At 34.8% G+C, this 12,103-nt stretch carries 10 protein-coding genes and 2 rRNA genes; 9 read left to right on the top strand and 3 right to left on the bottom strand.

The features are described from left to right. Positions 1–20: 20 nt before the first annotated feature. The 4 genes from BM361_RS15670 (at position 21) to BM361_RS15655 (ending at position 3,725) form a co-directional block, all read left to right on the top strand. Positions 21–725, top strand: coding sequence for a 16S rRNA (uracil(1498)-N(3))-methyltransferase (locus BM361_RS15670; protein ID WP_038262950.1), 705 nt, complete (start codon positions 21–23; stop codon positions 723–725). Then, complete coding sequence (locus BM361_RS15665; RefSeq protein WP_038262948.1) at positions 718–1,377, top strand: DUF4159 domain-containing protein; 660 nt, start codon at positions 718–720, stop codon at positions 1,375–1,377. Before BM361_RS15670 ends, BM361_RS15665 begins: the two co-directional genes overlap by 8 nt. A gap of 67 nt (positions 1,378–1,444) precedes the next feature. Beyond that, on the top strand, positions 1,445–2,533 hold the full coding sequence (locus BM361_RS15660; protein WP_038262945.1) for an AI-2E family transporter: 1,089 nt from the start codon (positions 1,445–1,447) through the stop codon (positions 2,531–2,533). 7 nt (positions 2,534–2,540) lie between these two features. Further along, positions 2,541–3,725, top strand: a complete 1,185-nt coding sequence (locus BM361_RS15655) for a class I SAM-dependent methyltransferase (protein WP_074980038.1) — start codon at positions 2,541–2,543, stop codon at positions 3,723–3,725. 2 nt (positions 3,726–3,727) lie between these two features. Here BM361_RS15655 and BM361_RS15650 read toward each other — a convergent pair whose 3' ends face one another. Further along, a complete protein-coding gene (locus BM361_RS15650; protein WP_254785852.1) occupies positions 3,728–4,486 on the bottom strand; it encodes a M15 family metallopeptidase in 759 nt (252 codons plus the stop codon). Positions 4,487–4,631: 145 nt separating this feature from the next. On the opposite strand from BM361_RS15650, the gene BM361_RS15645 reads away from it, so the two are divergent. From BM361_RS15645 to BM361_RS15625, 5 genes are all read left to right on the top strand, one after another. Next, positions 4,632–6,083, top strand: a complete 1,452-nt coding sequence (locus BM361_RS15645; RefSeq protein WP_074980036.1) for a glyceraldehyde-3-phosphate dehydrogenase — start codon at positions 4,632–4,634, stop codon at positions 6,081–6,083. A 291-nt stretch (positions 6,084–6,374) separates the two neighbouring features. Next, complete coding sequence (locus tag BM361_RS15640; RefSeq protein ID WP_038262938.1) at positions 6,375–6,986, top strand: hypothetical protein; 612 nt, start codon at positions 6,375–6,377, stop codon at positions 6,984–6,986. Between the two features lie 84 nt (positions 6,987–7,070). Continuing rightward, positions 7,071–7,751 (top strand): tRNA (guanosine(37)-N1)-methyltransferase TrmD, encoded by a 681-nt coding sequence (gene trmD, locus BM361_RS15635; RefSeq protein WP_038262937.1) that lies wholly within the window; start codon positions 7,071–7,073, stop codon positions 7,749–7,751. A 112-nt stretch (positions 7,752–7,863) separates the two neighbouring features. Continuing rightward, positions 7,864–8,214 (top strand): 50S ribosomal protein L19, encoded by a 351-nt coding sequence (rplS, locus tag BM361_RS15630; RefSeq protein ID WP_038262935.1) that lies wholly within the window; start codon positions 7,864–7,866, stop codon positions 8,212–8,214. 549 nt (positions 8,215–8,763) lie between these two features. Beyond that, positions 8,764–10,992: an NADP-dependent isocitrate dehydrogenase gene (locus BM361_RS15625; protein ID WP_074980034.1), complete on the top strand. Its 2,229-nt coding sequence runs from the start codon at positions 8,764–8,766 to the stop codon at positions 10,990–10,992. Between the two features lie 801 nt (positions 10,993–11,793). Here the strand turns inward: BM361_RS15625 and rrf are convergent. Together rrf and BM361_RS15610 are read right to left on the bottom strand one after the other, a co-directional pair. Continuing rightward, positions 11,794–11,901 (bottom strand): 5S ribosomal RNA (gene rrf, locus BM361_RS15615). A gap of 87 nt (positions 11,902–11,988) precedes the next feature. Continuing rightward, positions 11,989–12,103, bottom strand: a 23S ribosomal RNA gene (locus BM361_RS15610); the annotation flags it as partial.

Below are 12,103 nucleotides of genomic sequence, written 5' to 3'. Positions count from 1 at the left end.
AATAAATACGTTTAGACCTTATGCAATTATTTTACCAAAAAGAACTTAATAAATCTACCACTGAATTCACTTTTAACAAAGAAGAAAGTAGACACATTGTTAAAGTCCTTCGTAAAAAAATTGGTGATACATTAGATATAACAAATGGTGATGGGTATCATTTTAAGGCTGAAATCATAGTATCCGACATTAAAAATTGCGTGTGCAAGATCACAGAAGTTATTAAAATAAATGAAAAACGATACCACTTGCACCTTGTCGTAGCACCAACCAAAATGAATGACCGATACGAATGGTTTCTGGAGAAAGCCGTTGAAATTGGAGTTGATGAAATCACCCCCGTTATTTGTGATCATTCGGAACGGACAGTAATAAAAAAAGAACGTTTTGAAAAGATAATTCAATCGGCAATGAAGCAGTCTTTGCAGTTTTACCTTCCAAAACTAAACGATGCCATTTCATTTAATGATTTTATTAAGAAGATCCCTCAAGGACAGTTATTTATTGCTCATTGCGAAGATCATGAAAGGTTTTCTTTAAAAAGAAGAATAATGCCTGATCATGATGCCACTGTTTTAATTGGTCCGGAAGGCGATTTTTCTAAAGAAGAAATTGAGACTGCTCTAGAACTTGGTTATACAGCCGTCTCTTTAGGCAGCAACAGACTGAGAACAGAAACTGCGGCCATTGTAGCTTGTCACACTATTGCCCTTGCAAATGATTAAGAATATTAAATTCATACTACTCTTTTATACTTTCCTTTGCTCAGGAACTCTATTTGTAAATGCTCAGGAAATAGCCGTTTTAAAATATAATGGAGGTGGAGATTGGTATGCCAACCCAACGGCGCTTCCTAATCTTATTGCTTTTTGTAATACAAACATAAACACCAATATAGAAGCTACCCCTGCTAATGTTGCTGTAAATAGCACTGATCTTTTTTTATACCCGTTTCTGCATATGACAGGACACGGTAATATTTACTTTTCAGATGAGGACGCTCAAAATCTTAGAAATTATTTATTATCCGGAGGCTTTCTTCATATCGATGATAATTATGGAATGGAGCCCTTTTTAAAAAAGGAACTAAAAAAGGTTTTTCCGGATAAAGAACTTATAGAATTACCGTCAACTCATCCGATTTTCAATCAAACTTATAAATTTCCGAATGGATTACCTAAAATCCATGAACACGATGGAAAACGACCTCAGGCTTTCGGAATTTTTCATAACGGAAGACTTCTGTTGTTATTCACCTATGAAAGTGATCTGGGAGATGGCTGGGAAAGTCCGGGTGTACACAACGATCCTGAAGAAGTAAGAATCAAAGCATTACAAATGGGAGCTAACATTATTGAATATGCGTTTGAAAACTAATGACGAATATTCATTTAGATTCTCTCTAAACGAAATTTTGCTATCTTCTCACTCAAATTTAACTTAGATGAATTCAAAAATCATAGCTAACGGAATTTTAAGAGCGATTGCTATCATAGCAGCCATAGTATTACTCTTATATTTTTTGTACCAGATTCAATCAGTAATCGTATACCTTGTTGTGGCAGCTGTTTTATCTCTTATCGGCAGACCCATTATTATATTTTTGCGGAAAAAACTCAAGTTTAAAAACACCCTGGCAGTGGTGTTTACGATGGTTTTAATGATTGGAATTGTTGTTGGCTTAATCTCTATGTTTATCCCATTAATCGCTGAACAAGGCAGAAACCTGGCATTATTGGATATTGAAGCGCTAAAAGCCAATCTTCAACACCTATACATAGAACTTACCGATTACTTTTCATTACGACAAATTGATATAGAAAAAACAATTAAGGAATCTGAATTATGGTCTAAATTAAACTTCGGTGCCATTCCTAACTTTTTAAACAATATGGTCGGGGTTGTTAGTAATTTTGGCGTGGGACTGTTTTCTGTTCTGTTTATTTCTTTCTTCTTTTTAAAGGATAGCAAACTACTGGAGAGCAGCTTAATGGTTTTTGTTCCCGATAATAAAGAATCTAAATTAAAACATAGTATTGAAAAAATCAAAGACCTGTTATCCCGATACTTCATCGGGTTGATGTTGCAAATATTTATTCTATTTGTAATATACACCATCGTCTTACTTATTTTTGGGATTAGCAATCCTATCGTAATAGCATTCCTTTGTGCCCTCCTTAATCTTATACCTTATATTGGACCTTTGATTGGTGGAGCTTTAATGATCTTGCTTACCATGACGAGTAACCTGGGTCAGGATTTTAGTACCGTAATACTACCAACAACCTTATATGTCCTTATTGGGTTTATTATTGGGCAATTAATCGACAACTTCTTTAGCCAACCTTTTATCTTTTCAAATAGTGTGAAATCACACCCTTTGGAAATCTTTTTAATCATCATTATTGCAGGACTTTTATTCGGAGTAACCGGAATGATTGTTGCAGTACCAACCTATACTGCTATAAAGGTTGTTTTAAAAGAGTTTTTAGCAGAAAATAAAATTGTTAAATCCTTGACTAAAAACTTATAGCTTTACTTTGAATACAAATATTTTAAATACTGATGTTCAAGACTTTATATTAAAAAATATCTCGACTGACATTCTGTCAATTCTTTTAAAAAGGCAGCTGTTTGAAACCGTTAGTAATCAGGAACTCGTAGAGCAAATAGAAGCCAAAATCAGATGTAAAAAAAAGTTGCCACTGTGGTATGAAACACCCAGAATTTTCTATCCCAATAAGCTGAACATAGAGCAAACATCTTCTGAGAAAACGGCAAGATATAAAGCTAATTTATTTAGCGGTAAATCCTTTATTGACCTGACAGGCGGATTCGGGGTTGATGATTATTATTTCAGTAAAAGTTTCGACCAGGTAATCCATTGTGAACTGAATGCGGAACTTTCTAAAATAGCAGCATACAATTTCAGCATGCTGAACGCAAACAATATTTCATGTATAAACGAAGACGGCATCCAATACCTCGCTAATACAAAATCAAAATTCGATTGTATTTACGTAGATCCATCCAGACGAAATGAGATTAAAGGAAAGGTTTTTAAACTTGAAGATTGTTTACCCAATATCCCTGAACATATTGATCTTTTAATGGAAAAAGGGAAGGTTCTAATAATTAAGACTTCTCCAATGCTCGATATATCCATCGGGCTAAAAGAATTAAAACATTGCAAACAACTTCACATTATAGCCTTAAACAACGAGGTTAAGGAACTATTGTGGATTCTCAGTAAATCTGCAAGTACCCTTGAAAAAATTACGACTGTAAATATCGGTGTGAATGAAGAAAAGTTTGAATTTTCTCCAGAAGATATCGAAAAGAGCAGGACGAACTACTCCCCTCCTCTGAAATACCTATATGAACCTAATTCTGCAATAATGAAGTCCGGAGCTTTTAGCTTAATATCTGAAACATACAACACTCCTAAACTTCATGAGCACTCACATTTATATACTTCAAATGTGCTCGTAGACGAATTTCCCGGAAGAAAATTTACAATTGATAAAACAACTCCTTATAATCCGAAAAGTCTTAGAAAAAGCATGGGGAACTCTAAGGCAAACATCGCTACACGAAATTTCCCTGAAAATCCTGATCAAATTAAAAAAAGATTGAAACTAAAAGATGGCGGAACATTATATTTGTTCTTTACTACCGACATTGAAAATAATAAAATCGTTTTATGGTGTACTAAAACAGGATAGAATTACTCACAATTCCATCTGAAATTAGCAACGCGATCGTTAGAACCTGCGCTTAAATTATAATGCCACCATTCGGTTCGGATTGACCAAAAACCATATTTTTCCATAGTTTCTTTAAGTAATTTTCTGTTCTCCAAAACCTTTTCAGGTAAGGCTGTGTAATCATGATGTGCTTTAGGTCCAAAAAAATCAAAGCCCGTACCCATTTTAAGTTCTTCACCATTTGAATTCACCAGCGTAATATCGACCGCACCACCTTTATTATGTATCGATCCCTTAGCTGGATTTGCTACATATTGAGGGTTTGGAACAATTTTCCACATTTCTTTTTGAACATCATGAGGTCTGTAACAATCAAAAAACTTAATTCTATAACCTTGCTTTTGAAATTCTTTATTGGCCTTTATTAAGGCTCTTGCAGTTTTTGCCCGTACATAACATTCAGCACATTCATAAACTTTGGTTTTCAAAAAGTTATCTGTAGTAGCATACTTCAAATCATAGAGAAAATCATCGCTATACTCTTTTAAATTAACAAATGTCGTATCTGAAACTCCAGATAGGTCTTTCAAGACAGTTTGAATTATAATGGTATCTAAACGCTCTTGAACTTCATTTGTATTAACCTGAATCGTCTCAAATGTATCTGGCTTTTCAACGTGGGTGTCTTTTAATTGCTTTGAAGCATTTTTACATGAACAAAAACTAATCAGTAGTATGCAAACATGTGCGATTCTTATCATTCCACGAGTTAATCTCATTAATGTCTTTTTTATATTTAAATAATTAATTTGAATGCAAATTAATGACTTTAATATATTTTATGATCTTTTTCTTTACGAAAACGTTTGAAATAAATACTTTTGCGCCGAAAAACTAAACTTAACATAACACTAAACTAACAAAATGAGCCTGAACCACAACTACGAGCAAGAGCTCGCGCTTCAAGCCAATCGCAGAAAAGCTTCTGTCGAATTCATTAAAATAGTCAATGATTTATGGTACGACAAGTCTATTGAGCTGGTACTTTTCAGAAATCAATTAATAGACAAAAACGTTAGTGAAATTTTAAATCTCCATGAATACGCATGTGAATTCGTTGAGAAGCCTATCTCCATTTTTGATTCTGTAGAAATTGCCGAAGCAATTCAGTCTTTAAACCTACCTCCTGCCAAAATTGATATAGGCAAATTAACCTATGAATATCATTTAGAGGCCAATAAAAAGTATAACGACAGCAAAGCGTTTGTAATAGACAAACTTAAAAACGCCAACAATTCTTCCGAAATTAAACCAAAAGATGTAGTGCTTTATGGTTTTGGACGTATTGGAAGACTTCTGGCAAGAGAGCTGATGCTTAAGACAGGTAAAGGGAGTCAATTAAGATTGAGAGCTATTGTAACAAGAGGTGCTATTACTAATGAAATTCTGGAAAAAAGAGCGGCTCTTTTAAGAAATGATTCTGTTCATGGTGATTTCCCAGGCACTGTAATTACGGATGCCAAAAACGACGCGCTGATAATCAACGGCACCACTGTTCACATGATTTCAGCTAATAACCCGGAAGATATAGACTACACCCAATACGGAATTGACAAGGCATTAATTCTGGATAATACAGGAGCCTTTAGAGATAAAAAAGAGCTAAGCAGACATTTAAAAGCCAAAGGCGCTTCTAAAGTACTTTTAACAGCACCTGGCAAGGAGGTCCCTAACATAGTTTATGGTGTAAATCAAAAGGAATTCGATCCGGACAAGGTTGATATTTTCTCTGCTGCATCATGTACCACCAATGCGATTACGCCAATCTTAAAAGCAGTTGAAGACTCACTAGGTGTTGTCAAAGGGCATTTAGAAACCATTCATGCATACACTAATGACCAAAATCTGGTTGATAATATGCATAAAAAATACAGACGTGGCCGTGCCGCGGCCCTGAACATGGTAATTACAGAAACGGGTGCAGGTAAAGCTGTTTCCAAGGCTCTTCCATCATTAGAAGGAAAACTTACCTCTAATGCCATCAGAGTGCCGGTACCTAACGGTTCCTTGGTGGTATTAAACCTTGAACTAGAAAAGGCAACTACCAAAGACAAAATCAACGGTATTATGAGAAAATATGCTTTGGAAGGTGATTTGGTTGAACAAATAAAGTACTCATTAAGCAATGAACTCGTATCATCAGATATCGTAGGTACTTCTGCACCTTCAATTTATGACAGCAAGGCTACAATCGTGAGTAATGAAGGTAAGAATGCTGTTCTTTACATTTGGTATGACAATGAGTATGGTTACAGCCATCAAGTAATCAGGCTGGCCAAATACATTGCAAAGGTTAGAAGATTTACTTATTACTAAAATACTTATTAACCAACTTTAGGCTATATTTTAATTGAATATAGCCTTTTTTTGTTTAACAGGTGTTCATCAAATCTCTGAACAACATATATTTACTCCAATTTTAATTCAACGAATCTAGATTTTGCTTTTTAAAATTGGTCTCGGCGGGGAATTTATCTTAATTATTTTCACAAAATAGGCTGTAAAAGAATCCATATTTTATTATATCACGTATAAAACAATAAGTTATAATTATAATCGTTAGCAGTAAAAACATATATTTGCAACCCCAAATAAAAATTTAGGAAAATGAAAAGGATACAGATTTTGAGAGTTTTAGCTTTATTATTATTCACTACCGTAATAGCTAATGCTCAAGAAGATGACAGCAAACTTTCCCTTACTGAAGGCAATGTAAATGATCAGTTTGAGTTTGTTTACCAAAAATCGAACAATTACCAAAATTATAAAGTAGTTAAAAAAGTTTGGCTAACAACTTTAAAGAAGAATGTTATTGATTCCCTCAATACCTTTAAAAATGAACTAGGCAATGTTAAGAAATCGAATGCTACTCAAAAAGGGGAAATAGATAAACTAAACAACAATGTTGCCTCCTTAAACTCTCAACTAACTCAATTAAAGGAAGAGAAAGATAGTATATCCTTTTTTGGTGTTCTAATTTCTAAACAAAATTACAAGACCCTGATGTGGGGATTGGTATTTGTTTTATTAGCTGTTTTATTTCTATTCATCTATAAATTTAAAAACGCTAATAAAGTCACCGTAGAGTCCAGAGACAATCTCAGAGATATTGAAGAAGAATATGAAGAATACAGACGAAAATCCTTGGAAAGAGAACAAAAGGTTAGAAGGCAACTTCAAGATGAAATAAACAAACAGAAATTAGCCAAGGCTAAATAAAAACAAATAAGGCTCTTCTATAGGGCCTTTTTTTATATACATTATCAAAGATTCTTTGCATCTTTGCAGGATAAGTATAGAATCATGCGCATAGATATAATCACTGTCCTACCAGAGTTGATTAAAAGTCCTTTCGAAGCTTCAATTTTAAAGAGAGCTATAAGTAAAGGGCTTGTAGAAGTTCATTTTCACAATTTAAGAGATTACACTACTAACAACTATAAAACTGTAGACGATTATCAATTCGGTGGAGGGGCTGGAATGGTAATGATGGTAGAACCCATTGATAAGTGTATTACTAAATTAAAAGCCGAAAGAAACTACGATGAAGTCATATATATGACCCCTGATGGAGAAACATTGAATCAACAAATAGCTAACTCCCTTTCATTAAAAGGTAATATTATCATCCTTTGTGGGCACTATAAAGGAGTTGATCAAAGAGTAAGAGATCATTTCATTACCAGAGAAGTTTCTATAGGTGATTATGTATTATCAGGAGGGGAACTTGGTGCGGCTGTATTATGTGATGCTGTTATTCGATTGATTCCTGGTGTCTTAAACGATGAAACTTCAGCTCTGACGGATTCCTTTCAAGACAATTTATTAGCTCCGCCAGTCTATACGCGTCCTGCCGAATATAAAGGATGGAAGGTACCGGAGATTCTATTAAGCGGAAACTTTCCCAAAATCGAAAAATGGCGTGAGGAGCAGGCATATGAACGTACAAAAGAACGGAGACCCGACCTTCTAAAGAAGAAATAATCTCAAAACGATTGTGTATTGTAATTTATTGATTATCTTTGCACTCATTTCGAATTAACCTCTGGCGATAACCGTGAATGTTACTTCGATTATAACATTTTAAAATTTAAACATGGAACCGTTAGTAAAGTTTGTACAAGAACAGTTTGTAGAGACAAAAGAATTTCCTCAATTTTCAGCAGGGGACACTATCACTGTTTATTACGAAATTAAAGAAGGTGAAAAAACACGTACTCAGTTCTTCAGAGGTGTTGTAATTCAAAGAAGAGGTTCAGGAGCATCTGAAACTTTTACAATTAGAAAAATGTCAGGTACTGTAGGAGTAGAAAGAATCTTTCCTGTAAATATGCCTGCTTTACAAAAAGTAGAAATCAATAAAAGAGGTAAGGTTCGTAGAGCTCGTATATTCTACTTTAGAAATCTTACTGGTAAGAAAGCTAGAATTAAAGAAGTTAGAAGATAATTTTAACTACTTTACCATTATACCTAAAGGCGCTATTTCCATAGCGCCTTTTTTAATTCTTAACAAGAACTGTTAAAAGTACGCATGGTCTTGATTTTCAGATTAATAATCAGTATATTTAGTTTACAAATCACATAGACAAATGTTCTTTGAAAGATAATTCTTTAACTAAGTCTGTAAATTTTTTGAAAGCATATTTTAATACGGAATTTTTACAGAAAGTTTGAATCATTTTTACGATCAGTGCCGAAAAATTAAAAGTAATTATATTTTAATTAAGTAGGAAGTTAAAGAATGAAAGAAGCATCTTAAATTAATTCAAAGATGTTTCATCGAAATAATAGTATTTACCGCAACTGGAGTTTGCAAAATGGGTGTACTATACATCTAATTTAAAGAAGTATTGTTATTTCGGAAGCCATATCATCGTAATAAAAAATACAATGATATGGCTTTTTGTTTTTTATACGAGACTCCCTCCTTATCAGTCTGAAAAAGAGTTTAAAATATGTATATTTGCGTCGTTTAAATAAATATTACGTAATTCAAATGGCACAAAATCCTAAAATATTTTATACCAAGACAGACGAAGCTCCTGCTTTAGCTACATATTCATGGCTTTCAATTGTAGAAGCCTTTACCAAATCATCAAATATCGCTATAGAAACAAAAGACATTTCTTTGGCAGGTAGAATTTTAGCAACCTTTCCTGACTTTTTAACTGATGATCAAAAAGTGACGGATGCACTAGCAGAATTAGGAGAACTAGTAAAGAAGCCAGAAGCTAACATTATAAAACTTCCTAACATCAGTGCTTCAATCCCACAACTACGTGATGCAATTGAAGAGCTACAAGCCAAAGGATATAATATTCCAAATTATCCGGACGAGCCTAAGACTGATGAAGAGAAAGAAATAAAGTCTCGATACGATAAAATTAAAGGAAGTGCAGTTAACCCGGTATTGCGAGAAGGAAACTCAGACAGACGAGCTCCATTACCTGTAAAAAATTACGCAAAGAAAAATCCACACTCTATGGGTGCATGGAGTGCTGAATCTAAATCACACGTAGCTACCATGGCTGCTGGTGACTTTAGATCTAACGAGAGGTCTGTTACTTCTGATAAAGCACAAAAAATAAGTATCCAATTAGTGGGTAACGATGGTAGTAAAACTATCCTTAAGGATGGAATTAAAATCCAGGAAGGTGAAATTTTTGATGCTACCGTAATGAGCAGAAAAGCCCTTATCGCATTTTTAGAACAACAAGTTAAGGATGCAAAAGACACGGGAGTTTTGTTCTCTTTACACATGAAAGCTACCATGATGAAGGTTTCTGACCCTATCATCTTCGGACATGCTGTAAAAGTCTTTTTTAAAGAGCTTTTCGAGAAATACGGAGAGTTATTCAATGAAATTGGTGTTGAGGAAAACAACGGCTTAGGGAATCTAATTGATAATCTGCAACAATTACCTGCCGATAAGCAAGAAGAAATCAAACAGGAAATTCAGAACATCTTGAACAATGGCCCTCAATTAGCCATGGTGAATTCCGACAAAGGAATTACAAACCTTCATGTACCAAGTGATATTATTATTGACGCTTCAATGCCTGCAATGATCAGAAATTCTGGTCAGATGTGGAATGCAGAAGGGAAACCGCAAGACACTAAGGCTGTGATTCCTGATAGTAGTTATGCCGGGGTGTATCAGGCTACCATAGATTTTTGTAAAGAGAATGGTGCATTCGATCCTACAACTATGGGAACTGTACCGAATGTAGGTCTGATGGCACAAAAAGCTGAGGAGTATGGATCACATGATAAAACCTTTGAAATCGCAACCGATGGAAAAGTTGAAATAGTTAACGAGGAAGGGACAGTTTTAATCGAACACCAGGTTGAAGAAGGAGATATTTGGAGAATGTGCCAGGTAAAAGATCTGCCTATTCAAGATTGGATAAAGCTAGCAGTAAGTAGAGCGAAAGCCACCAATACACCGGCTGTATTCTGGTTGGATGAAAACAGAGCTCACGATGCAGAGTTAATTAAAAAAGTTGAGAAATACCTTCCGGAGTACGATACAGAAGGATTAGATATCTTCATTATGTCTCCGGTTCAAGCTACTAATTTTACTCTTGAACGTATCATTGACGGTAAAGACACTATTTCTGTAACTGGTAACGTATTAAGAGATTATTTAACGGATTTATTTCCAATTCTGGAAGTGGGAACGAGCGCTAAAATGCTTTCTATAGTTCCACTTATGAATGGCGGTGGATTATTCGAAACAGGTGCAGGTGGATCTGCTCCAAAACACGTTCAACAATTTTTAGAGGAAGGTCATTTAAGATGGGATTCTCTGGGAGAATTCTTAGCATTGGCAGTTTCTTTGGAGCACTTTGGTGAAGTTAACAGTAATGATAAGGCAAAAGTACTTGCTGATGCATTAGATAAAGGAACTGAAAAATTCCTGGATAATGATAAATCGCCTTCTCGAAAGGTTGGAGAATTAGACACAAGAGGAAGTCATTTCTATATGGCCATGTATTGGGCCCAGGCTTTGGCCAATCAGGATGCAGATCAAGAGTTAAAAACATTATTTAGTCCTGTAGCCAAATCATTAGCTGAGAACGAAGATGCTATAGTTAATGAATTGAACAACGCTCAAGGACATTCTCAGGATATTGGAGGTTATTATTTGCCTGATGAAGGTAAAACCAAAGTAGCCATGAAACCAAGCGCTACATTAAACAACATATTAGAATCGTTATCATAACTACAGAATAATAATTCAATAATAGAAAAGCCCGCTTGATATCAAGCGGGCTTTTTTGTCCTCACTATAAAGTACACCTAAAACTAATCATACGATCTCTATAATCTTCATAAAGCGAACTACGATTGGTTTATAGCTAATAATCAGTAGCTATAAGCTTCAATTACAAGACTATATAAGAAATTATTCTGGATCAATCTCAAAAGTTGTATATGGGATGAAAAATACATTAAGATTTTTGTAAAAAAAATATAGTATTAAATTTATCTCAAGACCTCTTACACTTGATGATACCTGGAGTATTAATTATCCACCTCAATCTGGTTTCCGGCCAAACAGAACAGGGAGCACTTTATATGTATTTTGAAGAAAAATTATATAAAATCAATCTAACTTGTCATTCCGCACCTGTTACGGAATCCATTAATATTGTAACCAAACCTTTCAGTTCTGTCTCAATGTTATTCCGCACCCAGTGTCATTCCACATTAATTCCGGAATCACTTGATGCGATGCTCCATCCATTATTTTACTATAATCCAAATTGAAGGGAAGGGAATGAATTGATAAAATACAAGTATTAGTTCGTTTAGCCTCTTAATACTAGTGAAGATCTTTATACGGGATCAATTAAAGCTCAAATGGCAATGATCTAGAGTACCAGATAAAAGGATAAAGAAAAGATTGATGTGAAGTTTCATTGGCACAGTTCTTTCCGTGCAATTTAAAAAGATCTCTGGGTAATCGCTAGATTTCGGGTATAAAAAAACCCTTTATCGTAGTGATAAAGGGTTTTCTAAAAGAAGGCGGCGACATACTCTCCCACTTTCGTAGTACCATCTGCGCTGGTGGGCTTAACTGCTCTGTTCGGAATGGGAAGAGGTGAGCCCCACCGCTGTAACCACCTTAAGTCTTTGATTGACTTGTAGCCAACTCTAATAAGGTAACATATTGAGATAAAAATTATAAGTTTTAGCAACAAAAGAAAAAGAATCAGTACATAAGCTTACGGGTAATTAGTACTACTCGGCTACCTGCATTACTGCACTTGCACCTATAGCCTATCAACGTTGTCATCTCCAACGACCCTTTAAAGAAATCTCATCTTGTG

Source organism: Zhouia amylolytica, from assembly GCF_900116365.1.
GTDB lineage: Bacteria > Bacteroidota > Bacteroidia > Flavobacteriales > Flavobacteriaceae > Zhouia > Zhouia amylolytica.
This window is presented reverse-complemented; position numbering and strand designations above follow the sequence as displayed.

Excerpts from the sequence above, each read along its gene's own strand:
- BM361_RS15670 (WP_038262950.1), top strand. The coding sequence starts at position 21 with ATGCAATTATTTTACCAAAAAGAACTTAATAAATCTACCACTGAATTC.
- BM361_RS15665 (WP_038262948.1), top strand. The coding sequence starts at position 718 with ATGATTAAGAATATTAAATTCATACTACTCTTTTATACTTTCCTTTGC.
- BM361_RS15660 (WP_038262945.1), top strand. The coding sequence starts at position 1,445 with ATGAATTCAAAAATCATAGCTAACGGAATTTTAAGAGCGATTGCTATC.
- BM361_RS15650 (WP_254785852.1), bottom strand. The coding sequence starts at position 4,486 with ATGAGATTAACTCGTGGAATGATAAGAATCGCACATGTTTGCATACTA.
- BM361_RS15645 (WP_074980036.1), top strand. The coding sequence starts at position 4,632 with ATGAGCCTGAACCACAACTACGAGCAAGAGCTCGCGCTTCAAGCCAAT.
- BM361_RS15640 (WP_038262938.1), top strand. The coding sequence starts at position 6,375 with ATGAAAAGGATACAGATTTTGAGAGTTTTAGCTTTATTATTATTCACT.
- trmD (WP_038262937.1), top strand. The coding sequence starts at position 7,071 with ATGCGCATAGATATAATCACTGTCCTACCAGAGTTGATTAAAAGTCCT.
- rplS (WP_038262935.1), top strand. The coding sequence starts at position 7,864 with ATGGAACCGTTAGTAAAGTTTGTACAAGAACAGTTTGTAGAGACAAAA.
- BM361_RS15625 (WP_074980034.1), top strand. The coding sequence starts at position 8,764 with ATGGCACAAAATCCTAAAATATTTTATACCAAGACAGACGAAGCTCCT.